This window comes from Nonomuraea sp. NPDC050643, from assembly GCF_040654715.1.
Taxonomy (GTDB): domain Bacteria; phylum Actinomycetota; class Actinomycetes; order Streptosporangiales; family Streptosporangiaceae; genus Nonomuraea.
The window spans coordinates 66,638-91,450 of the sequence record NZ_JBFAIM010000034.1; the positions used below are offsets into that span (position 1 = coordinate 66,638).

At 71.4% G+C, this 24,813-nt stretch carries 13 protein-coding genes; 7 read left to right on the forward strand and 6 right to left on the reverse strand.

The features are described 5' to 3' along the window. The first annotated feature begins 78 nt into the window (after positions 1-78). From AB0I15_RS36680 to AB0I15_RS36705, 6 genes are all read left to right on the forward strand, one after another. Positions 79-1,503, forward strand: a complete 1,425-nt coding sequence (locus AB0I15_RS36680) for an MFS transporter (RefSeq protein ID WP_358106036.1) — start codon at positions 79-81, stop codon at positions 1,501-1,503. Positions 1,504-1,771: 268 nt separating this feature from the next. Beyond that, the gene (locus AB0I15_RS36685; RefSeq protein ID WP_358106039.1) at positions 1,772-7,054 is read left to right on the forward strand and encodes a LamG-like jellyroll fold domain-containing protein; all 5,283 of its coding nucleotides are present in this window, start codon (positions 1,772-1,774) and stop codon (positions 7,052-7,054) included. A gap of 80 nt (positions 7,055-7,134) precedes the next feature. After that, positions 7,135-7,353, forward strand: a complete 219-nt coding sequence (locus AB0I15_RS36690) for a hypothetical protein (RefSeq protein WP_358106042.1) — start codon at positions 7,135-7,137, stop codon at positions 7,351-7,353. Between the two features lie 98 nt (positions 7,354-7,451). Further along, on the forward strand, positions 7,452-8,129 hold the full coding sequence (locus tag AB0I15_RS36695; RefSeq protein WP_358106045.1) for a hypothetical protein: 678 nt from the start codon (positions 7,452-7,454) through the stop codon (positions 8,127-8,129). A 375-nt stretch (positions 8,130-8,504) separates the two neighbouring features. Beyond that, a complete protein-coding gene (locus tag AB0I15_RS36700; protein ID WP_358106047.1) occupies positions 8,505-11,768 on the forward strand; it encodes a LamG-like jellyroll fold domain-containing protein in 3,264 nt (1,087 codons plus the stop codon). Between the two features lie 76 nt (positions 11,769-11,844). After that, positions 11,845-18,036 (forward strand): RHS repeat-associated core domain-containing protein, encoded by a 6,192-nt coding sequence (locus tag AB0I15_RS36705; protein WP_358106050.1) that lies wholly within the window; start codon positions 11,845-11,847, stop codon positions 18,034-18,036. Between the two features lie 76 nt (positions 18,037-18,112). Here the strand turns inward: AB0I15_RS36705 and AB0I15_RS36710 are convergent, their stop codons facing one another. Genes AB0I15_RS36710 through AB0I15_RS36730 form a run of 5 tightly spaced genes read right to left on the reverse strand, consistent with a single transcriptional unit; the run spans position 18,113 to position 22,839 of the window. Then, positions 18,113-19,186, reverse strand: a complete 1,074-nt coding sequence (locus AB0I15_RS36710) for a hypothetical protein (RefSeq protein ID WP_358106053.1) — start codon at positions 19,184-19,186, stop codon at positions 18,113-18,115. After that, positions 19,183-20,241 carry an extracellular solute-binding protein gene (locus AB0I15_RS36715; protein WP_358106055.1) on the reverse strand — a complete coding sequence of 353 codons (1,059 nt, stop codon included), beginning with the start codon at positions 20,239-20,241 and terminating at the stop codon, positions 19,183-19,185. Before AB0I15_RS36715 ends, AB0I15_RS36710 begins: the two co-directional genes overlap by 4 nt. Positions 20,242-20,285: 44 nt before the next feature. Continuing rightward, on the reverse strand, positions 20,286-21,263 hold the full coding sequence (locus tag AB0I15_RS36720) for an ABC transporter ATP-binding protein (RefSeq protein ID WP_358106058.1): 978 nt from the start codon (positions 21,261-21,263) through the stop codon (positions 20,286-20,288). Continuing rightward, positions 21,260-22,051 (reverse strand): ABC transporter permease, encoded by a 792-nt coding sequence (locus AB0I15_RS36725; protein WP_358106061.1) that lies wholly within the window; start codon positions 22,049-22,051, stop codon positions 21,260-21,262. Before AB0I15_RS36725 ends, AB0I15_RS36720 begins: the two co-directional genes overlap by 4 nt. Beyond that, positions 22,048-22,839 carry an ABC transporter permease gene (locus tag AB0I15_RS36730; RefSeq protein ID WP_358106064.1) on the reverse strand — a complete coding sequence of 264 codons (792 nt, stop codon included), beginning with the start codon at positions 22,837-22,839 and terminating at the stop codon, positions 22,048-22,050. Before AB0I15_RS36730 ends, AB0I15_RS36725 begins: the two co-directional genes overlap by 4 nt. 166 nt (positions 22,840-23,005) lie before the next feature. Between AB0I15_RS36730 and AB0I15_RS36735 the strand changes: the two genes are divergently transcribed. Beyond that, positions 23,006-23,947, forward strand: coding sequence for a LacI family DNA-binding transcriptional regulator (locus AB0I15_RS36735; protein ID WP_358106067.1), 942 nt, complete (start codon positions 23,006-23,008; stop codon positions 23,945-23,947). 53 nt (positions 23,948-24,000) lie between these two features. On the opposite strand, the gene AB0I15_RS36740 is transcribed toward AB0I15_RS36735, so the two are convergent. Further along, positions 24,001-24,720, reverse strand: coding sequence for a hypothetical protein (locus AB0I15_RS36740; protein WP_358106070.1), 720 nt, complete (start codon positions 24,718-24,720; stop codon positions 24,001-24,003). Positions 24,721-24,813 lie beyond the last annotated feature (93 nt).

A 24,813-nucleotide genomic window follows, 5' to 3' on the forward strand; every position in this document is an offset into this window, starting at 1 on the left:
AGGCAGACCCTCCGCCCTTCTTTTCCCCTAACTGTAACTACAACGGTGGCAGTATCTGCCGCGTGGAGGGCTCCTGGAATGGCACTCACCTCGACCTCGACCGGGCGAGCGGGCTCAGGGCGGGCCCTGCTGGCCGTGCTCATGCCGGCGATGCTCGTCACCGTCATCGCCAGCGACATGGTCAATCTCGTCCTCCCGTCGATCGGAGCGGAGTTCGGCGCCTCCGAGGCGGAACTCGCGTGGATCGTCACCGGGTTCCTGCTGATGTTCTCGGTCGGGGTCCCCTTCTACGGCCGCGTCTCCGACCGGGTGAGCCTGCGGCGGCTCTTCGGCTTCGCCCTGGTCACCTATGCCGCCGGAAGCCTGCTCTGCGCGCTCGCCCCCGGCCTCCTCGTGCTCGTGGCGGGCCGGATCGTCATGGGAGCGGGCGCGGCGGCGCTGCCCGTGCTCTCGATCATCGCCGTCACCCGGCTGATGCCGAAGGAGAGGCGGGGGATGGGCATCGGCGTCATCTCCGCGGCCACCGGTGTCGGCACCGCCGCCGGACCGGCCGTCGGCGGCGGCATCGGCCAGTTCCTCGGGTGGCCGGCGCTGTTCTGGCTCATGTTCGTGGCCGCGCTGGCCCTGCTTCCCGCGGCGATGCGCGTGCTGCCGGGCGAGCCCCCGGCGGGCGCGGGCCGGTTCGACCTTCCCGGCGGCATCCTGCTGGGGCTGGGCGCCGGGCTGGCCCTGTTCGGCGTGACCCAGGCCCAGGTCGCCGGCTTCGCCGCGCCCTCGTCCTGGGGCAGCCTCGTGGCCGCGGTCGTGGCGATCACGCTCTTCGGATGGCGTACGGCCCGCGTCGCGCAGCCGTTCGTGCCGCCCGCGCTGTTCACCAACCGGGTCTACGCGGCCGCGGTCGTCGTCGCGTTCCTGGCCATGATCGTCAACCTCGGCGGCCTGGTGTTCGTCTCGCTGCTGGTGGTCGACGTCAACGGCCTCGAACCGGGGCAGGGCGCCCTGGTCATGATCCCGGCCGGGATCGCCGTCGCCGCCCTCTCGCCGCTGATCGGCCGCCTCGCCGACCGCATCGGCACCCGTTCCCTGGTACTGGCGGGCCTCACGATCGTCGGCCTGTTCGCCCTGTTCCTGTCGAGCTTCGCGTCGGGCACGTCGGTGCTCCCCGCGGGGATCGGGATCTTCGGGCTCAGTGTCGGCTTCATCCTCGTGATGACGCCGATCATCAGCGCCGCGGCGAGCGCGCTGCCGGCCGAGCAGGTGGGCGTGGGCCTCGGGATCCTCCAGGGAGCCCAGTTCCTCGGTGCCGGCGCAGGTCCGGCCCTGTTCGGCGTACTGGTGACCGCGAGACGGGAAGGCGGCGGCGCGGCCCTGAACCCCCTGTACCCCGGCCACGAGGGCGCCGCCTTCTCCGACGTCTTCCTGGCCATGGCCGGGGTCGTCGTCCTCGCGCTGATCGTCGCCTTCCGGATGCGGCCAGCGGCGGGCCCTGCAAGATCACGATAATCCGCGGACAATCTCGACAGCACCGTCCTCCATGCTCATGAGGCTGTCCCGGCCCGGCCGGTCGTCCGGCCGGGAACCCTCGAAACGCATGGAGGAATGGGTGCCCCTTTTCCCCTCGATCCCCGGACGTGATCGTGATCGTCGCTTATCGGGAGATCACCCTCTGGCGGCGCCGGATCGGGCGCCGCTCCCGCCCCGGCGCGGGCCCGGACGTCCCGGTTGGGCCGCCGCGGCCTGCGTCGCCGCGCTGACCACGTCCATCCTCGTCGTGCCGTCCGCCGGTGCGGTGCCCGCCGCGGCCGAGACCGAGTCCGCCGCCGCCTCGGTCACCACATTCCCCAAGCCGGAGGATCCGGACGCCGACCTGCGCGCGGCCGTGGCCGAGGCGCGGCGGCGCGGCGGCGCGGTCCCCGTGGAGCCGGCCTATACGGAGACGTCGCGCACCTGGGCCTTCCCTGACGGGCACCTCACGACCCAGAGCTACGGAGGGCCCGCCCAGCGCAGGCAGGACGACGGCTCATGGGCCTGGATCGACACCACGCTGGTCGAGCGCGACGGCGTGCTCAAGCCCAAGGTGGGCCTGGCGGACGTGTCCTTCTCCCTGGGCGGCGATCGGCCGTTCGCGTCGTTGCGGCGCGCGAAGGGGCAGCAGGTGGCGCTGTCCTGGGCCAAGGACCTGCCCCGGCCGCAGGTCGCGGGGAGCGTGGCCACGTACCGGGACGCCGCCGGCCCGGGCGCCGATCTCGTCGTGACGGCGCTCCCGGCCGGATTCCGCCACGACGTCGTGCTGCGCGAACGTCCCACGGGCCCGGTGGAGTTCCGGATCCTCGTGGAGACCGACGGGCTCGACCTCGCCACCACCAGGCGAGGCGGCCTGAAGCTCACCGACCACGAGGGCGAGACCGTGCTGTCGGCGCCGGTCCCGAGGATGTGGGACGCGGGCGTGACCGAGCCCGAAGCCGGTCGGCCGGGCCGCGAGAGGCAGGTCGGCGCCCAGGTGGACGGCAAGGTGCTGGTGCTCAAGCCGGACGCCGCCTGGCTGGCCGACCCCGCGACCCGATATCCGGTCACCATCGACCCCACCACCACGCTGGGCATCACCCAGGAGGTGGGGGTCAGGTCCCCCACGAGGCAGTCCTCGCCCGGCTACGTGGGCCGGTCGAACGCGACCAGCGGGGACACCCTGGACCGGGCGTTGATGCAGTTCGACACCTCCTCGATCGCGAACCGCCAGGTGATCCGGTCCACGATGCAGCTCATGCTGCGCCAGGACGTCATCAACTGCGGCGAGTTCCAGGGGATCGTGGCCCAGCGCATCACCAAGAAGTGGGTGGCCGACAACACCTTCTGGGGCAACCAGCCCACCACCACCTCCGAGGGCCGCTCCGCCATCGACCCGTGCGCCCTCCCGGACACGGAAGGCTCGGTCTGGAGCTGGGACCTCACGGCGATGACCGCGATGTGGGCGTCGGGGACCGCGAACCACGGCCTGATGCTGAGCCTGACCGATGAGCTCCCCATTCCCCGCTACTACTCGGAGTCCTTCGCGTTCTGGCCCCAGTTGTTCGGCCAGAACGTGCCCAAGCTGAGCGTGGACTGGGTGCTGCCGCCGGAGATCCCCACCGTCTCCGCCGAGTCGATCGACTCGATCAGCGGCAACGACGCCATCGCCCGCAGTACGAACGTGAAGGTGACGTACGGATCCAGGGTCGCCGAGACCGCGAACCTGGACTACACGGTCACGGTCAACGACTCCACCATGACGCCGCCGGCCGCCCAGTTGCCCGCGGGGGAGGCGGCGTACTGGAAGCTGGACGAGACCGGCGGGAGCACGGCCGCCGACGCCTCCGGCAAGAATCTGCCCGCCACCCTGTCCGGCACGTACGGCAGGGAGGCCGGTCAGCTCGGCCAGGCGGTGACGTTCACCGGCAACGGGCGCGCCGCCACCGCCAAGCCGGTGCTCAACACCAACCAGAGCTTCACCGTGACGACCTGGGTACGGCTGGACAAGAGCAGCGAACCTCAGACCGTGCTGTCCCAGATGGGCGTCAACCAGCCCGGCTTCGCCCTGAACTACGAGACGTCCACCGCACCGGAGTACGACCAGCGGTGGGACTTCACGATGATCACCCAGGACGTCGCGGACCGCATCCACGAGGTCCCGATCCAGTCCAAGGACCTGGCCAAGATCGGTCAGTGGACCCACGTGGCCGTGCAGTACGACCAGAGCGCGGGCAGGATCCGCCTGTACGTGGACGGCACGCTGTCCGCCGAACGCGCCCACACCGTCACCTGGAACGCCCGCGGCGCCTTCGAGATCGGCCGCGGCCGGGTTATCGCCGGCAACCTCAACGGCTCGGTCGACGACCTGCACGCCTACCAGCGGGCGCTGACCGCGGACGAGATCCGCGCGCTGGTCGGCGTGCCCGGCACCACCACGCACAACGGCATCCCGTCCGGGCGCCCGCTGGACAAGGTGTTCACGCTGGACAACCCGGCGAGCTTCAAGTTCGTGGTCAAGGCGTGCCGCAGCGGCGTCACGCCGCCGTCCTGCAACGAGAGCCCGGCGTACCGGATCACCTCGGACGCGCCGATGCCGCCCTCCGACACGGAGACCGGCATGGCGGACCCGGCCCAGCCGATCCTGTCGGGCATGGTCAACCGGCCCTCGGGCGGCCCCGTCACCGCGAAGTACTACCTGTACGACGACCAGAACCTGCCGGTCGGCACCGCGCCCCTCGGGACACGCGCGGCCAACGGCGGGGAACGCGCCTCGCTCCAGATCCCGGTCGGCACCGTTCAGCCGGGGCGGACGTACAAGTGGCAGATGGTCGCCTGCGCCACCGGCCCGGCCGGCGGCACCTCGACGAACCCCACCCCCAGCCCCACCCCTACGCCCACCCCGACACCGACACCGACGCCCCCGCCGGGCGGGGGCAGGTACGAGGCCGAGGCCGCCGCCCTGTCAGGCTTCACCAAGGTGAGCGACGGCCCCGGCGGGGCATCGGGATCCGCGGTGTGGAGCGACGGCTTCGACGACACCGTGACCTGGACCGTGAACGCCGCCACCGCCGGCTCGGCGACGCTCCGGCTCCGCTACGCCAGCGATCTGTCCTCCAGTTCGATCTGGCTCGACGTCAACGGCGGCGAGACCGTCCGCACCCTCGACGCGTCGTCCGCCTGGGCCGACCACCTCGCCACCGTGAACCTCAAGGCGGGCGCCAACACCATCCAGGTCGGCGTCGACGACACGTGGTTCGGCCTCTACCTCGACTACCTGGAGGTCCAGCAGGGCGCGGCGCCCGCCGCCCGCTCGGCCGCTCCCTCTGCCGACCCTTCCGCCGACGAGGGCATCGACGAGGTGTGCACCCCGAAGACCGTCGCGGTCCCGTTCACGACCCCGGGAACGCCGCCGCCCCCTCCCCAGGAGGACAGCAGGAACCTGACCCTGGGCAGGGACGGTTTCCTCATCAAGACCGCCAGGACCGACCCGGCCGCCTGCGACGGTGCGCCCTGCCCCCTGGCGGACGCGACCGCCCTGCGGATGGGAGGCGCCGGCGCCGAGAGGACGGCCACGGTCATCGGGCTCAAGCTCGGCGAACTGCCCGACGGAGCCGGGGTGACGACGGGCCTGCTCAAGCTGGGGGCGCCCACGTGCCCGGCGGGACCCTGCCCGGCGGACGCGGTGATCACGGTGGCACCGCTGAAGAGCGGGGTCACCGGGGAGACCAAGGGCTCCGACCTGGCCGGCGACGTCGAGCCGGGCACGAGGTACGACCTTCCGCTGAGCGCCCCGGAGGCCGACATCGCCGGCAGCGAGTACCAGTGGCTGCTGGTGACCTCAGGCAAGGACGAGGTCATCACCTTTGGCGAGCCGTCCGTGGCGCTCACGTACCTGCCGGCCGGGCCGCCGAGCGAGGTGCTCAACCTGAAGGCGAAGGGCGGCGACTCCAGCGTGATGGCGAGTTGGGGCCTGCCCGAGAGCAACGGCAGCGTCGCCATGCTGGAGGGCTATGACGTGGAGGTCGCCGACAGCGGCGGCGCGACCGTCAGGACGCTGGCCGTGAAGGACCCGTACGCGCTGGTCGGCGACCTGGTCAACGACATGACCTACACCGTGAAGGTACGCGCCAGGACCGCCTTCGGCACGAGCGGCTGGCAGGCGGCGACCGCGACGGCCAAGGCCCTTCCGCCACCGCCGAGTGAGGAGACGCCCTGCGTCCTCGACCCGTTCCCCAGGGACACGAAGGCCGCGACGCCGGAGTCGGGCGCCCAGGGCTATGTCGACCTGGTGAAGGCGTACTTCGAGGCGCAGGACGCCGTGCTGGAGGGCCGGGCCGGCAACATCTGGGACGCGCCGGGCGTCACTCCCCAGGCCGCCGCCACGGCCAAGCTCTCGCTGCTCAACGGCACGCTGCTGGATGAGCGTGCCTCGCTTGCGGCCCAGGGGCTGTCTCGTACGGGCTCCACGGTGACCCTCGGCGACGCCGTCGTGCACGCCGGGGAGAACGGCACCGTCCGCGTGGCGGTCAGCGTCAAGCGGGACTGGACGATCGAGGCGGACGCGGCCGGGCAGGCCAGGGCTCCGATCGGGACCACCGGGCAGGTCGAGCCGAGCGAACCCACCATCTCCATCTTCGTCTTCGACCGGTGCGGCAACGTCACCATCATCGAGGCGCCGCTGGACTGCGAGGAGGACTCGAGCGACTTCGGCGACCCCTGCCCGGGACAGGTCGAGGGCTCCCTGAACCTGCATGCCGCGACCGCCGCCTCCTGCGGCGCGGGATCGGGGAACACGCCGACGGGCCCCGTTCTCCCCTGCAAGGTGGACTCGCAAAAGCACACCATGCAATGCGAACAGCGTGACGACCTCGGGGCGAAAGGCTGGGTGGCGCGATCGATCCTGAAATCGCACTGGCTCGACGACTGGGACCTGCCGTACGGCGAGTTCCAGGTGGGCGAGGAAGGCAATTCGCTGAGTTACGAGAACACGACCGTGCTGGAACCGAAGACCAAGAACAGCCCTTATTACGGATACGGCACCGAATTCGCCAAGAAGCTGGCCGCCAGTCTCACGCTGAAGCATCTCGGCGGCGCCTGCTTCGTCATTTCCAAGGCCATCGTCACGCCCACCGCCGGGCTCTCCGTGGATCCGGCGGGCCAGGTCACGCCCAATTTCGGGCTGACCTACTCCAGCGACTCCAACGAGAAGTGCTCCACCTATCCCGGGCAGAAGCGCACCAAGTCGAGCCTCAGGGTGGTGGAGCCACAGGCCCTGATCACGGCCGAATGTCTCGGAGCGGCCGGCGTGTTCTGCGACATCACCAGATACAAGCATTATCTGATGACCGAGTACTGGTTCGACTTCAAGGTGAAGACGGGCAGCGACAACCATCCGCCCAAGGATGTTCGATACGTCACCTCGAAGCCCGTCAGGCACTCCCTGGAATGCAAGGTGGACCGAAGCCACCTGCTCGAGAACGGAAACACCTACTACTACCCCAACCCTTCGTGCAAGAAGAAGTCCACGCTGAGCAGCAAGCCCCTCTGAGCGCCATCGAGGACCTCGTCCAGTGAGGATCGGGACGGCGCGCACCGTCCCGGTCCTCCCGGGCATCGACCCGACAGGAGATGAGCGACGCCATGCCCGATGCCGAGGACCGTGACCGAGCCCAGGCGCGGAGCGTGCGCAACTGGGGGGCGCTGGCCATCGCCACCGGGCTGCTGGGCGTGCCGGTCGTCTTCTATCTCTTCGGCACGATGCCGATGCAACTGGAGATCCTGCTGCTCACCCTGGCCGTGGTCGGGGCGGGGCTGCGCATCGAGGCCGCGATCAGGGAAAGGAGCTGACCTCGGCCGGAAAGCCGGAACACCGGGGCTTCGCGGTATCAGCCCGGTCTCCCGCGTCTCTGGAAGCACGGCATGAGGTGTACACCGAGGGAGGGCCCATGCTCTGGATCATCGAGACGGAACCGGCCATCGCGCACGACGGCACGATGGAGCTGTCCGACCCCTACCGGACGGACGTCGGCTTCCTGGAGGGCAACCCTTCCATCAGGGGTCATCTGACGCGCCGCGACGTGACGTTCCCCAAGGCGGCCACCACGCCGACCGGCGGGCTGGTCGCCGGCGAGCCGATCTACGTCCTGGCCCACGCCGGGTTCCACAAGAGCGGCGAGCCGTGGATCGGCGGGATGAGCTTCAAGGCGTTCGCCGAGGAGATGGTGACGAAGTTCGGCGCGCAGCTCAAGAAGCGGACCGTGTACGCCCTGGTGTGCTTCATCGGGTCGCAGGCGCACCGGCTGGCCGAGGCGCTCGCGGAGGCGGGCGCCGAGAACGTCACCGTCTACGTGCCCGACAAGCTGATGTACGTCAGCACGGCCGGGATCCCGCACGTCCTGCAGCCGGACTGGGCGTTCGAGGTCGGCAACAAGAAGGTCCAGGCCCACCAGAGCCGGCACAAGGGCTTCAACGAATCGCTCCCGTGCGGCAAGGGATGGAGCGGAGCCAACGGCGCCGCCGGGACCGCGACCGTCATCCCGCCGAAGGACGTGGAGAACGCGGTGATCGGTCATTTCGACCCGGCCCGGGCCGAGAGCGAGAAAGCGGTGTCCGGGAAGAAGTAGCCTGGAGCGGCTGACGGCCGCCTCGACGTGCGGCGACGCACCGTGGCGGTGGGGGCACGTACCGACCCTCACCGCCACGGGCCAGCCCGGGAATCGCCAAACTTACCGGCCTATCAATGGCAATATTTGCCGAAATCCGGTCATTCCTGCAAATTGCCTGGATTTAATGAGCAAAACATTGATCGCCGGAGTGGCCCCGTACAGACTTGCGCTCAATTCTCCCGGCTTATGGAGCGCGTCAGCGGAGGCACGATGGCCCGGGTCAGGACCCTAGCTGCGGCGCGACGTCACCGAGGCGTCCGTTTACATCGCCCCAACTCGCCCGTCACCTATCTCACGGCAGCCGCCACGGCGACTGCCTTTCTTCTGCCCGGCGTGATCGTTCAGCCGGCGTCCGCGCGAACACCCGCGGCCACCGTCGAGCAGCGGCGGGAACCGCCGGACACCGCCACCGAGCAGGGCGCCCTGGCGGCGGCCCGGCAGAGCGGGGACCGCGTCGAGGTGGGTTCCCTGCGCACCGAGACGCGCACCGTCTACGCCGCCCCCGAGGGCGGCTTCGTGCTGGAGCAGCACGCCCGCCCGATCCGGGTACGCAAGGACGGCCGGTGGACGCCGGTCGACACCACCCTGCGCCGCCTGCCCGACGGCTCCGTCGTGCCCGTGGCAACGGCCGTGGACCTGCGCTTCTCCGGCGGCGGGGACGCCCCCATGGCCGAGGTCGCGAGGGGCGCCAAGTCGCTGGCGCTGACCTGGCCGGCCAGGCTGCCGGAGCCGGTGCTGGACGGCGCCACCGCCACCTACGCCGACGTGCTCCCCGACGTCGACCTGCAGGTGACGGCCGACGTGGACGGGTTCTCCCACGTGCTGGTCGTCAAGACCCGGCAGGCCGCGCTGAGTGGCGCCCTCGACCGGCTGAGCTTCGGGATGCGGGCCGAGGGCCTGTCGGTCCGCCAGGACCAGGGCGGCGGCATGCGCGCCGTGGACGCCTCGGGCGCGGAGGTGTTCGCCGCGCCGACGCCGCTGATGTGGGACTCGCCCGCCGACCAGCAGGGCAGGCGGATGGCCGCGGCCAACCGCCCGGGGGAGGGGCCGAACCCCGGCTCCCGGCACGAGGCGATGGGCCTGGACGTGGCCGGCGGCGGGCTGACCCTGACGCCCGACCGCGCCATGCTGGCCGACCCGGCCACCCGCTATCCGGTCTTCCTGGACCCGGCGGTGTCGGCGGCGCGCGGCGCCTGGACCTCGGTCTGGAAGAAGTACCCGACCACCAACTACCTCAACTCCAGCGACGTGGCCAGGGTCGGGCACGAGAACGAGACCGGCCAGACCAACCGGTCGTTCTTCCAGATGAACACCGGCACCGCCATCCACGGCAAGCAGATCATCAAGGCGACCCTGCGCACGTACGAGACATGGTCCTGGTCCTGCACGAAGAAGCCGGTGGAGCTCTGGCTGACCGGCGGGATCAGCAAGTCCACGACGTGGAACAACCAGCCGTCGTGGACCACGAAGCTGAACACCCAGACGGTCGCCAAGGGCTGGAGCACCTCGTGCCCGGCGGGCGGCGTGGAGTTCGACGCGACCGCCGCGGCGGCCCAGGCGTCGTCCAAGAAGTGGTCGAACATCACGCTCGGCCTGCGCGCCACCAGCGAGAGCGACACCTACGCGTGGAAGAAGTTCCGTAACAACCCCACGCTCGTCGTCGAGTACAACACCGTCCCGACCGCTCCCGTGGCCGCCGACGTCTGGTCCGACCCGGGCGGCGCGTGCGTGTCCGGCACCGCCCGTCCGCTGGTCGGCACCGCCACCCCGAAGCTGTGGGCCAAGCTGAAGGACGGGGACAACTCGGTGAAGGGCCGCTTCGAGTGGTACGACGCGGCCGGGACGAAGCGGGGCGAATATCTCACCCCCGCCGCCTCGTCGGGCAACGCCTTCAACGTCGCCGTACCCGCCGGGGTCTACGCCGACAACTCGGTGATCCGGTGGCGGGCGCGCGGCGAGGACGGCCGGGCGACCAGCGCATGGAGCCCCTGGTGCGAGATCGGCGTGGACACGACCGCCCCGGGCCGGCCACCCGCCGTCACCTCCGCGCAGTACCCCGAGAACGCCTGGGGCGACGGTCTCGGCCGCGCCGGGGCCTTCACCTTCGGCGCCGACGGCGTACCCGACGTGACCTCGTTCCTGTACGGGCTCAACACCAACCCCGCCACCGAGGTGCGCGCCGACGCGGCGGGCGGCTCGGCGACGATCCGGCTCACCCCGCTGGAGGAGGGCCCGAACGTGCTGTCGGTGCGCAGCAAGGACGCCGCCGGCAAGCAGGGCCCGATCCGCAGCTACGTGTTCAACGTCCGCGCCGGCACCGGCCCGGCCGGCTACTGGCGGCTCGACGAGGGCTCAGGCGCGACGGCCGGTGACGCGGCCGGCACACGCCCGGCCGCGGTCGCCGGGGCCGCGTGGAGCGAGGGCCGGGCGGGCAAGGCGCTGCGCTTCGCCGCCGCCGGCCAGCACGCCGCGACCTCCGGCGGCGTCGCGCCCACCGAGCAGAACCTCACGGTCTCGGCGTGGGTGCGGCTGTCGTCGCTGCCGACGGGCAATGCCGCCGCCGTCAGCCAGAGCGGGCAGGACAACAGCGGCTTCTGGCTCGGATACCGGGGCGGCGTGAAGTCGTGGTCGTTCATGATGAACCATCCGGGCGGCACGCCGCAGACGATCTGGGCGGAGAACGCCACGGTCGTCCCCGCCGCCGGGCAGTGGGCCCACCTGACCGGCATGTACGACTCCGCGTCCCGGTCGCTGTTCCTGTACGTCAACGGGCGGCTCGCCGCCGGCCCCGTCGCCTACCACGGCGGTGCGGGACCGGCGACGGCGGTGCAGTTCGGGCAGGCCCGCTACCAGGGCAGGCAGACCGACCCATGGCCCGGCGAGGTGGACGAGGTCCGGATCCACGACCGGGCCCTGGCCTCCGACGAGGTCGTGAAGATGGTCAACCACGCCGCCACGCTCACCGGCCACTGGATGCTGGACGAGGAGAGCGGCACGGCCGCCGCCGACGCCGCGAGCCGGACCGGCCCGCTCACGCTCGGCCCCGGCGCGTCGTGGACCGGCGGCTGGCTCGACGGCGCCCTCGCGCTCGACGGCGCCTCCGGCCACGCCGAGTCGGCGGGACCGGCGGTGCGTACCGACGACAGCTTCACCGTCACCGCGTGGGTCCAGCTCGACTCGCTGCCGGCCGCCGACGCGGGCGCGGTGTCCCAGCGCGGCGTTCAGGCCAGCGGGTTCGTCCTGGGCTACGCCGTGGAGGGCCCCCGCTGGTCCTTCGGCATGGCGGGCGCCGACGCCGACGGGGCGCCGGTGACGCGTACCCGCTCGGACGCGACGCCGTACGCCATGGAGTGGACCCACGTCGCGGGCGTGTACGACGCGCTCGCCAAGAAGCTGCGCGTCTATGTGGGCGGCCAGCTTGTGACCAGCACCGAGATCGACCACTCGAGCACCTGGAACTCCGCCGGGCCGCTCCAACTCGGCCGTACGACGAGCGACGGGGCGTTCGCCGGGCACTGGCCCGGGATCGTCGACGACGTACGCACCTACCAGGGCGTGCTGAGCGACACGGACGTCGCCAGGCTCGCCGCCGAATGACCCTCTCCACCGGCGGAGCCGCGCCCAGGCTCCGCCCACCCGGCCGCACTCTCATGCTCGACCCTGGACGGTGAGGATGTACGACCCCGAGGAGCTTCCGGAGCACGAACGTTCGACATTCCTGATCTTCGACTGGTTCCCGCGCAAGCTTCGCTGGTTCGTCCGTGGCTGCGCCGCCATGGTCGTGATGGTCCTGGTGCCGCTCGTGTACGCCATGCCGGCCCAGGCCGCGACCCGGGAACGGCCGGAGACGCAGAAGGAGGAGCCGGTCCCCGGCCGCCCGGTCCCGGTGCTGCCGAAGGGCAGGGACGCCGCGGCCGAAGGGGCGCTCAAGGCGGCGCCGGCGGTGTCCTGGCCGGAACCCGGCACGGCCGAGCTGACGCCGGGCGGCGGGGCCCGCACCACCGTCGGCTCCCTTCCGGTGGGGATCGCCGCCCCGGCGAGCACGAAGGCCAGGACCGCCCAGGCGGCGCCCGAGCGCGTCAAGGTCGAGGTGCTCGACCGGGCGCGGACCCCGGGCGTGGCGGGCGTGGCGCTGCGCCTGTCCCCTGGGCAGGGCGCGACGCGCGGCGGCTCGGCCAGGGTCGAGCTGGACTACTCGGGCTTCCGGCACGCGTTCGGCGGTGACTACGCCTCCCGGCTGAAGCTCGTCAAGCTGCCGGACTGCGCGCTGGGTGAGAGCGCGGCGACGGCCTGTCCCGGTCCCGAGCCGGTCTCGAGCGAGAACGACGTCAAGGCCGGCGTCATGACGGCCGAGGTGGACGTGGCGGCGTCCGGAGCGTCGCTGTACGCGCTGACCGCCGCCGCCGCGGGCGCCTCCGGCGACTACGCGGCCACGTCCCTGGCGGCGTCGGCGACGTGGAGCGTGGGCGTCCAGTCCGGCGACTTCACCTGGAACCACCCGATGCGGGCGCCGCCGACGATCGGCGGCGAGGAGCCGGTGATCAGCCTCAACTACTCGGCCCAGAGCGTGGACGGCCGCACCTCGTCCACCAACAACCAGGTGTCGTGGGCGGGCGAGGGCTTCGACCTGGTCCCGGGCGGATACGTCGAGCGCCGCTACAAGTCGTGCATGGCCGACGGGCGCAAGACCGGCGACCTGTGCTGGGACCACGACAACGCCACGCTCATGCTGAACGGCTCGGCCGTGGAGCTGGTCAAGGACGCCGCGACGAAGGCGTGGCGGCCCCGGCGCGACGACGGCACCAAGATCGAGCTGCTCACCGGCGCCGCCAACGGCGACAACGACGGCGAGCACTGGCGGCTCACCACGACCGACGGCACCCAGTACCACTTCGGCCTGAACCGGCTGCCGGGCTGGGCCTCGGGCCAGGCCGAGACGAAGTCGGCCTGGACGGTGCCGGTGTTCGGCAACGAGTCCGGCGAGCCGTGCCACAACGCCACCCCCGCCAACGCCTGGTGCCAGCAGGCGTGGCGGTGGAACCTCGACTACACGGTGGACCGGCACGGCAACGCCACCACCTACTGGTACGCCACCGAGACCAACCACTACGGCCGCAACGAGAAGCCCGACCTGGAGACCCCGTACGTCCGGGGCGGTTACCTGAGCCGCGTCGACTACGGCTACCGTTCCGGCGAGCTGTTCACCGTCGCGCCGGCGGCGCGGGCCGTCTTCACCGTGGCCGAGCGGTGCGTGCCCGGCGGCGCCGTCACCTGCGAGCCTGGCCAGCTCACCAAGGACACCGCCAGGCACTGGCCGGACGTGCCCTTCGACCGCAACTGCGACGCGGGCGAGACCTGCAAGGACCGGTTGTCGCCGACGTTCTGGACCCGCAAGCGGCTGGCGAAGGTGACGACGCAGGTCCGCTCCGGCTCGGCGTACCGGGACGTGGACTCCTGGACGCTGACCCACACCTTCCCGGCGACCGGTGACGGGCTGAGCCCGGCGCTGTGGCTGGCCTCGATCCGGCACTCCGGCCACGTCGGCGGCACCGCCACGCTGCCCGCGGTGACCTTCGCCGGCGTCCAGCTCAAGAACCGGGTCGACTCCGACGAGGGACGCGCCCCGCTGTACAAGTGGCGTGTCCAGTCGGTCTACAGCGAGTCCGGCGCGGAGACCCGGGTCAACTACGCGCCCGAGGATTGCCAGCCGGGCAGCCTGCCGGCGGCCGACCGCAACACCCGGCGCTGCTACCCGCAGCGGTGGGCGCCGCAGGACGAGATGGAGGTCCTGGACTGGTTCCACAAGTACGTGGTCGCGCAGACCGTGGAGATCGACAGGACCGCGGGCTCTCCGTGGGTGGTCACGGACTACGAGTACCTGGACGGGGGCGCCTGGCGCTACGCCGAGCACATCCTGGTCAAGCCCAAGGAGCGCACCTGGTCGGACTGGCGTGGCTACGCCCGCGTACGGGTCCGGCAGGGTGACGGGAGGGACGCGCCGCGCACGATGACCGAGCACCGGTTCCACCGGGGCATGCACGGCGACCGGCTGGCCGACGGCACCCGCAAGGCCGTCAAGGTCACCGACACCGAGGGCAGGGCGCGCGACGACCTCGACCAGTTGTCCGGGGCCGACCTGGAGACGATCGTGCACGACGGGGACGGCGGCAAGATCCTGTCGGCCACCGCCGAAGAGTCCTGGTCGCGCAAGACCGCCGAGTTCACCTTCGAGGGCGTGACCAAGACCGCGTACATCGTGCAGTCGGCGAAGATGACCACCCGGGACCTGAAGGAGGACGGCACCTGGCGGCGCACCGCCGAGGAGCGCGCCTACGACGAGTACGGCCTCATCACCCAGGTGAGCGAGCTGGGCGACGTGGCCGACGCGGGCGACGACACCTGCACCCGCCTCACCTACGCCCGTGACCCGGCCGTGTGGATGCTCGACTTCACCAGCCGGGTGGAGAAGACGGGCAAGCCCTGCTCGGCCGAGCCCCAGCGGCCCGCCGACGTCCTGTCGGACGAACGCTTCCACTTCGACGGCCGCGCGTTCGGGCAGCCGCCGGTGCGCGGCGACGTGACCCGTGAGGAGAGCCTGGCCTCCTACGACGGGTCCACCCCGAGGTACGTCCTGGACACGGCGCGCTCCTACGACGCCTACGGCCGCGAGACGGCGGAGAGCGACGCGGGCGGCGGGTCGAACACCACCACGTACGTGCCGGCCTCCGGCGCCCAGGCGACCGAGATGCGCTCCACCAACCCGCTCGGGCACGCCGACGTCACCTACGTCGAGCCCGCGTGGGGCGAGCCGGTCGCGGAGGTGGACGAGAACGGCCGCCGCACGGACCTGGAGCACGACGCGCTCGGCCGGCTGGTCAAGGTGTGGCAGCACGACCGGAGCAAGGCCACGGGCCAGTCGCCCAGCACCGAGTACGCCTACCAGCTCCGCACCGACGGCCCGAACGTCGTCACCACCAAGACGCTCGGGACCGACGGGCAGTACGTCGTCAGCCACGAGCTGTACGACGGGCTGCTGCGCGAGCGGCAGAGCCAGGAGCCCGCGCCCGGCGGCGGGCGGGTGCTCACCGACACCTTCCACAACTCGCTCGGCGAGGTGGCCAAGTCCAACGAGGGCTACTACGCCACGGGCGACGCGGGGACGAGCCTGTTCGCCGTCTCGGACGACGACGTCGCCGGGCAGGTCGTGTCCACCTACGACGGGAGCGGCGAGCTGACCGCGCAGAGCTTCCGCGTCAAGGGCGAGGAGAAGTGGCAGACCTCCACCCGGCGCGCGGCCGACCGGGCGCACGTCACCCCGCCACCCGGCGGGACCGCCACCACCCTCCTCGCCGACGCCGAGGGCCGCATCGCGGAGCTGCGCCAGTACAAGGGCGCGACCCCGGCCGGCGAGTACGAGGCCACCAAGTACGCCTACGACCGGGCGGGCCGGCTCACCTCGGTGACCGACGCCACGGGCAACGTGTGGCGGCACCACTACGACCTGCGGGGCCGCGAGTACCGGACCGAGGACCCGGACAAGGGCGTCACCACCCGCGTCTTCAACGACCTCGACGAGGAGGTCTCCACCACCGACGCGCGCGGCCGGACCCTGGTGCACGCCTACGACGGGCTCGGCCGCAAGACCTCGACCCGCGAGGGCTCGGCCACCGGCACCCTGCTGGCCGAGTGGCGTCACGACGTCCTGGCCAAGGGGCACCTGGCCGAGACGATCCGGTACGTGGACGGCCAGGCGTACTCCGCCAAGATCGAGGCCATCGACCGGGAGTACCGCACGCTGCGGCAGAGCGTCACGATCCCCGCGCGGGAGGGCAAGCTCGCCGGGACGTACGTCTTCAACACCCGTTACACCTCCGACGACCAGGTGCAGTCCATCACGTTCCCGGCGGCGGGCGGCCTGCCCGAGGAGAGCGTGACCTACGGATACGACGCGATGCGCCAGCCCAGCGCGGTCGAGGGCCTGTCCACGTACGTCACCGACGCCCGTTACAGCAAGCTCGGCGAGACGCTCCAGTACGAGCTCAGCACCGGCACGCGCAAGACGTGGCTGACCTTCACCCACGAGGAGGGCACCCGCAGGCTGATCAGGTCGCAACTGGACCGCGACGTCGGCACCACCTCCGACCTGGACATGAACTACACCTACGACGCGGTCGGCAACGTCATCCGCATCGCCGACAAGCCCGGCGGCCAGGCCGTGGACACGCAGTGCTTCACCTACGACCGCCTGCGCCGGCTCACCGCGGCGTGGACGGCCACCGACAACTGCGCCGCGGGCGCGCCGCGCTCGGACCTGATCGGCGGCGCCGCGCCGTACGCGACCAGCTACGCCTACGACGCCACCGGCAACCGGACGAAGGAGACCCACCACGCCTTCGGCGGCCGGGCGGAGGGCGTCCGCACCTACGCCTACCCGGGCGCGGGCCAGGCCCGGCCGCACGCGCTCGCGTCGGTCACGCCCACGGGGCAGGTGTCCGAGCCGGCCTCGTCCTACGAGTACGACGCGGCGGGCAACATGATCGTGCGCCGGCTCGGCACCGCGGAGCAGCGGCTGACCTGGGACGCCGAGGGCAACCTGGAGTCGGTGACCGAGGCCGGCAAGACCACCTCGTTCGTCTACGACGCCGACGGTGACCGGCTGATCCGCCGCACGCCGACGGACACCACCCTGTACGTCGACGACATGGAGCTGCGGCTCGACCACGCCGAGCAGGCGGTGGACGGCACCCGCTACTACACCGTCAACGGCGACGCGGTCGCGGTCCGGACGTCGGAGGGGAAGGTGTACTTCTTCGCCGCCGACCACCACGGCACGGCCAACGCCGCCGTCGACGCCCAGAGCGGCGCGGTGGCGATCCGCCGGCAGACCCCCTTCGGCACCGACCGGGGCGCTCCACCGCCGTGGTGGCCGGGCCAGCGGGCCTTCGTCGGCGGGACCGCGGACCCGACGACCAAGCTCGTCCATCTGGGCGCCCGCGAGTACGACCCGTCGATCGGGCGGTTCCTGTCCGTGGACCCGGTCATCGACGACAGCGACCCGCAGCAGATGAACGGCTACGCCTACGCCAACAACAGCCCCGTCTCCATGACCGACCCCGACGGGCAGCTCTTCTGGTTCGCGGCGGCCATCGCGCTCCGGATCGCCCTGCAGATGGCGGCCAGGCGAGCGGCCATCGCGGCGGCACGGGCGGCGGCACGCCGGGCGGCCGAGATCGCGCGGCGTAAGGCGCTGGAGGCGGCCCGGCGCAAGGCCGCGGAGATCGCCCGCCGCAAGGCGCTGGAGGCGGCCAAGAAGCGGGCCCTCGAGCAGGCCAAGAAGCGGGCCGCGGCGGAGGCCAAGAAACGGGCCGCGGAGAAGGCCAAGAAGGCCGCGGCGGAGGCCGCCAAACGCAGGGCGGCCGCGGCGCGGGCCAGAGCGGCGGCGGCACGGGCGCGTGCGGCGGCGGCGCGGGCCAGGGCGGCGGCGAAACGTGTGGCCGCCAGACGCGAGAAACCCGCCAGGGCCAGGCCGAACCACCGGCCCACCACCCGCCGGGCGCAGCAGCGGGCCAACCCGCCCAAGACGCAGCGAAATCCGGCGAACAGCAACCAGCCCCAGCGCAAGGGACTGTCCGACGCGCAGAGACGCTCGATCGACGAGCAGATGGGAGTGCGCCGCTACGATTCCAGCGAGCTGACCGCCCACACCCGGGCCGCCCGCAGCGAGTCGGAGCTGATGCCCTGGCAGGGCACCGGCCACAGCCCCGCCTCCAAGAGATACGTGTCGGACACCCCACGGGGCAGCAAGACACGGACCGTCCTGTGGTACGTCTGGCAGATCCTGCGCCCGCGCGGCGGCCCCGACTGATCCGCCGCCGACCGGCCGAAGCTCCGGCGTCCCGTCCCCGGGTGGCTCACCGCCGCCCGGGGACGGCGCGTGCGCGCTAGTCCACGCGCGCGAGTTCGCGCTCGAAGCGGTCGCGCAGCGCGTCCTTCTCGGGCTCCGGCAGCCAGCACGCCTCCACCCCGGCCAGCGCCATCGCCCGCAACCGCTCATCCGGTACGGCGAGCTGATCGGCGAGGATCCGGTACTCGTTCGCCAGCGACGTCGGGAACATCCCGGGGTCGTCGGAGGCGGGAATGACGTTGAGCCCGGCCTCGAGCATCGCCGCGATCGACGCCCGCCGCCACGGCCGCCACGAGCGCCGCGAGGTGGTCGAGATGACGGTGAACGGGGTCTGCTCGTCCCTGACCCTGGCCACGACCTCGTCGTCCTCGAGGACGAAGTAGCCGTGGTCGATCCGGTCGCACCCGAGCAGGTCGAGGCAGGTGACCGTGTTGGCGGCGACCGGCGCGTGCTCGGAGGAGTGCGCCGTACGGCGGAGCCCCGCCGCACCGGCGAGCCGGAAGGCGGTCTCGAACCGCTCGGGCGGCCCGGCGGTCTCCAGGTTGTCCAGCCCGATCCCCGCCACGTAGTCGTGCGGGTGGTCCACGACCGTGCGTACCCAGGAGAGCGCGTCCTCGCCCGACCCGCTCCGGTCGATGGCCGCGATGAGCCTGCCCGACATCCCGAAGTCGCGTTCGGCCATCCGGATGCCCTCGGCGTACGCCTCGATCACCGTGGCGTAGCCGAGCTTGTCCTGGTGCTCGGTCAGCGCGTCGAAGGAGACCTCGAGATGCCTGGTCGCGCTGGTCCGGTGGGCGTCCTCGAACGCCTCGTAGGTGATCCTGGTGAGGTCGTCGGGGGTGCGCAGGAGCCCGACCACCCACGAGGACACCTGGAACAGCGAGTAGGAGACCTCGGGCTCGTCCGCGCTCCTGCCCTGCGGAACCGGGATCCGGGTGTCCAGGTAGAGCACCGGGTCCGGCGGGAGCGAGTTCACGTCCGCGTAGATCCGCTCGGGCGTGTCGGGCAGGTCGAGCCCCTCCCGCTTGGCCAGCTCGGCGAAGGTCGAGGCGCGCACGGTGCCGATGAGATGGCAGTGCAGATCGACCTTGGGCATCAGGTCGAGGTTCACTTGCCGGCCACCTCGCGGGTGAAGCGGTCGACCCAGGCGGAGCGGGTGTCGACGAGCTGGGCGGGGTCGAGCGTCTTGAACCCGGCGGCCACGGGGTCCTTCGCCGCCTCGCCCGTCACCTTGGCGACGTCGGCCGGGACCTCGGCCTTCGGGTTCGTGGGCAGGTCACCGGCGGCCTTCGCCATCGCGCTCTGCGCCTCGGCCGACAGCATGTAGTCGATGAACTTGGCCGCTCCCGGCTGGTTGCGCGCGCCCTTGGGGATCATCGCCCGGTTGGTGGCCATGTAACGGCCCTTGGCGGGCGCCGTCCAGGCGATCGGCTCGCCCGAGGTGACGAGCTTGGTGGCGAAGCCGCTCAGCGCGTCGGCGGCGATGATCTCGCCCTGGGTGAGCAGGTTCGTGACCTCGGTCGAGGAGGTGTAGAACTGCAGGACGTTCGGCGCCCAGCCGGCCAGGGTCTTCAGCGAGGTGTCGATGTCGTAGGGGCCCTTGCCGTATGTCTCACCCACGCCCGAGATCATGAGTTGTCCGGCGGTCACCGAAATATCAGGAAGTGCGACCTTTCCCTTGTTCGCCGCGTTCGCGAACAGCTCCCAGTCGGCGGCCTGCTCCTGGCTGAGCCGGTCGGTGTTGTAGATGATCCCGTTGAGCTGGTGCGTGTAGGCCGGCCCCTCGTAGGCGCCCTCGGTCGCGAACGGCGCGAGCTCCTTGATGTTGGGCACGTCGACCTTCTGGAAGAGGCCGTCCTTCTGCCCGAGCGCGGCGAAGTAGTCGGAGATCAGCACCACGTCCGCCTCCGGCTCGCCCTTGGCGAGCTTCAGCTTCGACAGCCGGTCGGCGTTGGAGCCGGTGTCCAGCTCGACCTTGATCCCCGTCTGCTTGGTGAACGGGGTGACGACCGCCTGCTCGAACTCCTTCACCCCGAACGGGAAGGTGCTGACGACGATGGTCTGCTGGTCGGCCTGCTGCTCACCGGAGCCGGAACCGGAGCCGGAACATCCGGCAGCGGCGAGCACCGTCAGAGCAGCGGCCAGTACGGCGCGGCGCGTGGGCATGGGGTTCCTTCTTTCAGCGGAGTTTCAGCGGAGTGCGGCGGGCTTCAGGGGGCGAGAGAGACCAGGTGGTCGTCCGGCGCGATCACCGTGACGTTCGATCCGGGCGTCACGGTCGCGCCCCCACGTACGTCGGCGAGCAGCCTGACGGTCGCGCCCGACGGATCGACCACGTCCAGCGAGACCAGCAGGTCGACGCCGCGGAAGGCCACGTCGACCACCGTCGCGTCGAGGCCGGGGCCCTGCCCGGCGATGCGCAGATGCTCGGGCCGGATGGTCAGCGGGGTGCCGTCGGCCGCGGTGAGGAAGTTCTCGTAACCGAGGAACTCGGCGACGAAGCGGTTGGCGGGACGGGGGAAGATCTGCTGGGGAGAGCCCTGCTGCACGATCCTGCCCTCGTTCATGATGACCATCTCGTCGGACATCTCCAGAGCCTCGTCCTGGTCGTGGGTGACGAGGATGACGGTCAGCCTGGTCTCGGCCTGGATGCGCCTGATCTCGGCCCGCATCTGCACACGCAGGCGGGCGTCGAGGTTGGACAGCGGCTCGTCGAGCAGCAGGAGCTTGGGCCTGATCGCGATCGCCCTGGCCAGTGCCACCCGCTGCTGCTGCCCGCCGGAGAGCTTCTTCGGCTTGCGGTCGGCCAGGTGCGCGAGCCCGACGAGCTCCAGCGTCTCCATGACCCGCGACCGTCTCTCCGCGGACGGCACCTTGCGCAGCTTGAGCCCGTACCCGACGTTGTCGGCCACCGTCATGTGCGGGAACAGCGCGTACGACTGGAAGACCATCCCCAGGTTCCGCTTCTCCGGCGGCATGCGGGTGGTGTCGACCCCGTCGATGCGGATCGTCCCCGACGTCGGCGCCGAGTAGCCCGCGATCATCCTGAGCGTGGTGGTCTTGCCGCAGCCGCTCGGGCCCAGCAGCGTCGTCAGCTTCCCTGACGGCACGGCGAGGTCGATCTCGTCGACGGCGGTGAAGGAGCCGAACCTCTGGGTGACTCCGATCAGCTCGGCGGCGGCGGTCATTGGTTGATCCCTCCGAAGATCTTGGCGAATCCGACCGTGCGCTCGGCGATCACCGCGATGACCACGGTGGCGGCCAGGATGAGGGTGGACGCGGCGGCGACCATCGGGTCATAGGACTGCTGCACGTAGTCGAGCATCGTCACCGGCAGCGTCCGGAAGTCGCGTCCCTGCAGCAGGAGTGAGAGCGGCACGTTGTTGAACGAGGTGACCACGCTGAGCAGGCCAGCGGAGAAGATCCCCGGACGCAGGACGGGCAGCGTCACGTTGAAGAACGCGCGCAGCGGCGAGGCGCCGAGACCTCGGGCGGCCTCCTCCAGCCCGGGGTCGGCCAGCGCGAGCGAGGCGCCGGTCACCCGCACCGCGTACGGCAGCATCAGCGCCGTGTGCCCGACCAGCAGGGCGGTGAAGTTGCCCAGGTCCAGGCCGATCATCAGCTGCTGGAACAGCGCGAGGCCGACGACCAGCTCGGGGACGATGAGCGGCGACAGGAACAACCCCTCGACCAGTCCCTTGCCCGGCAGCTTTCCCCGGTGGACGGCGAGCGTGACGGGCACGCCGATCAGCAGCGCGAGCGCGGTGGCGAGTACGGCGAGCTCCAGGCTGGAGAGCGCGGCCTCGATGAACGGCTCGTAGCCGAGCGCCTCGTCGAACCAGCGCAGCGAGAGCCCGTCGGGCGGGAACCTCAGGGTGCTTCCCGCCGTGAAGGCGGTGGCGACCACGAAGATGATCGGCACGATCATGATGACGTAGCCGATGACCGCGAGCGCCGCCGTGATCGGCCGCTTCATGAGGTGGCCCCCTTCCGCCCGATCAGCGAGGACAGCCCGGAGACCAGGAAGACCAGGACCGTCATGATGAGCGCCGTCGCCGAGGCGGAGGCCCAGTCGAGGGTGGTGCTCGCGTAGTTGAAGAGCTGCGTGGAGAGCATCCGCTGGCTGGACCCGCCGAGCAGGTACGGCGTGGTGTAGGCGGTGACCGACCCCGCGAACACCAGGGTGGCGGCCACCACGATGCCCGGCATGGTCAGCGGGATGACGACGTTCCACATCGTGCGGACGCGGCTCGCGCCGAGCCCGCGTGAGGCGTCGTCCAGGCCGGGGTCGACCTGGGCGACGGCCGAGTAGCAGGAGATGATCGCCAGCGGCAGGAAGAGCTGGGTGAGGCCGAGGACGATCGCCAGCTTGGTGTAGAGGAGCTGCGGCGCCACGTCGACGACGCCGAGCTGGACGAGCAGTTGGCCGAGCGCCCCCTTGGAGCCGAGGATCACCAGCCAGCCGAACGTCCGTACCACGTTGCTCAGCATCAGTGGGAAGATCGCAACCGCCAGGAAGACTCCGCTCCAGCGTGACGGCGAGCGGGCGAGCCAGTAGGCGATCGGAAAGCCGAGGACGACGCAGATGATCGTGACGGCCAGGGCCAGCCCGACCGTGCGCCCGATCACTTCCAGGTCGTAGGGATCGGTGAGCATCTCGCCCAGGCGCGCGAAGATCTCGCTGGTCGGCACGTCCGGCGGCGCGAAGAGCATCGCGGCGGAGGGGACGAGGAAACCTGCGACGAGGAAGACGAGACCAGGCACCAGTAGAAAGGCCGATTTGCGGGAGATGTCGGCGTCCTTTCTCAGTGGCGTACGCTTGGGGGTGGAACCGGTTGTGGAACCGGTTCCGAGAGCCTGACCATAGATTATGAGCGGCCTTGCGCACAAACCCCCGTGTGAATTCCGTGTTACGACTCAAGGAGGATGGGTGCCGACACTCGCGGACGTCGCCGCGCTGGCCGGGGTTTCCAAGGCGACGGCCTCCCGCGCCCTGAGCCGGCCGGACCTGGCCGCCCCCGACACGGTGGCCCGCGTCCGCGCGGCCGCCGAGCAGCTCGGATTCGTCCCCAACCGGGCGGCCACCCAGCTCGCCCGGGGGCGGACCGGAGTGGTGGCCATCGTGGTGCCCACACTCGACAACACCTTCTTCACCCCGATCATCGGCGGTGCCCAGGCACGCGCGGCCGACTCGGGCATGCAGCTGACCATCGCGGTGCACTCCCTGGAGCACGCGGCCCAGCTCGCCGCGGTCGAGCAGCTCGCGCACCAGGTCGACGGCTTCCTGTTCACCGCGCCCCGGGGGTCGGACGAGATCGTCCGCGCCGCCGCGTCGTTCAAGCCGACCGTGCTCATCGACCGCGAGATCGAGGGCATGACCTCGGCCGTCGCCGACACGGCCACCGCCTTCGGCGCGCTCGTCACCTGGTTCGTCGAGAAGGGCCACGAGCGCATCGTCTACGTCGGCGGCCCGGTGGGCTCCTGGCAGGATCGCCAGCGCCAGGCGGCCATCCGCGCCGCGGCCGGGTCGAGCGGCGCGACGCTGACCATGCTCGGCCCCTTCCCCTCGACGTTCGCCGCCGGAGTGGGCACGGCGGAGGCCGTGGTGGCCGCCCGCGCCACCGCCGTGGTCCCCTACGCGACCTCGCTCGGCCTCGGGCTCATGTTCGCCCTGCTCAACCGCGGAATCCGCGAGGTCGTGGTCAGCTCGGAGCGCATGATCGTCGACAGCCTCGGCCTGGGCGACGTCCCCGCCATCGACGTGGACGGCGAGAAGCTCGGCGCGGTGGCCATGGACCAGCTCATGACCCTCCTCGGCGAGCGCAAGGAGCCACCGCCCACCCGACGCCGCCTCACGGTCCCGATCAGCTAGGCGCTACCGCTCTGGGCGAGATCGCTTCCGGGCGAGATCGCTCGGCGGCCGGATCAGGTGACGGCGAGGGCGATCGCGGGGGCCACGCGCGCGGATCCGATGCCGCGGTCGGGCTTGCCGAGCCGGAAACGCACCTTGCCCTTGAGCACGGTGCCGGACTCGGCCATGCCCTCGGTGAGACCTTCGCCGGGGAACAGTGTGAAGGTCCACCTCTGGTTCGCCTCGCAGTCGGGCAGCTCACGGCCGCCCTGCAGGACGCGTGCGCCCCAGAGCTGACGGATCATCAGGGCCCTGGTGTCGGTGCCGGCCACCGTGAACGCCGCCGCCGGCCCGTCGGCGACCTGGTGATGGCTGCCCAGAGACGGCCCGTAGGCGCCGGTGACGGTGGCGACCATGCTCCACGGCGGGCCCGGCCGGATGCCCAGGACCCCCGCGGACAGCCGCGCGTCGAACACGTCGCCGGCCGGTGCGCCGAGCCGGCCCGCCCGGACCGCCGCAGGCATCGGGCGTCGGGTGTCCAGCCTTCCGGGGTCGGGCACCAGCAGGACGCCGTACGTCGTCTCGTCGGCGAAGCGAGCCGAGGCGAAGTGATCCCTGAGCGCGGACACCACACGCTCGGCCTGCTCCCACACCTCGTCGTGGAACGCCGTCGCCAGATAGCCGGGGGTCACCGCCGGCAGCCCCGCCCCGGCCACCGCCGCGGCCACCGGCTCGCAGGCGGACCACCCGGACCCGGCCAGCCTGGCGATCTGCTCGTCCTTGAACGACAGCACGCAGTATCGCCGCCCCTCCCTGTGAAAACCCGTCGTCGAACCCGCCCGATGCTACCCACGACCACCGACAGAGGCTCCAGCGCCGGGGCCGAG

What these genes read in the sequence shown, in the direction of transcription:
- AB0I15_RS36720 (WP_358106058.1), bottom strand. Translation starts at nt 21,263, where the DNA reads ATGACCGCCGCCGCCGAGCTGATCGGAGTCACCCAGAGGTTCGGCTCC.
- AB0I15_RS36725 (WP_358106061.1), bottom strand. Translation starts at nt 22,051, where the DNA reads ATGAAGCGGCCGATCACGGCGGCGCTCGCGGTCATCGGCTACGTCATC.
- AB0I15_RS36715 (WP_358106055.1), bottom strand. Translation starts at nt 20,241, where the DNA reads ATGCCCACGCGCCGCGCCGTACTGGCCGCTGCTCTGACGGTGCTCGCC.
- AB0I15_RS36690 (WP_358106042.1), top strand. Translation starts at nt 7,135, where the DNA reads ATGAGCGACGCCATGCCCGATGCCGAGGACCGTGACCGAGCCCAGGCG.
- AB0I15_RS36680 (WP_358106036.1), top strand. Translation starts at nt 79, where the DNA reads ATGGCACTCACCTCGACCTCGACCGGGCGAGCGGGCTCAGGGCGGGCC.
- AB0I15_RS36705 (WP_358106050.1), top strand. Translation starts at nt 11,845, where the DNA reads ATGTACGACCCCGAGGAGCTTCCGGAGCACGAACGTTCGACATTCCTG.
- AB0I15_RS36695 (WP_358106045.1), top strand. Translation starts at nt 7,452, where the DNA reads ATGCTCTGGATCATCGAGACGGAACCGGCCATCGCGCACGACGGCACG.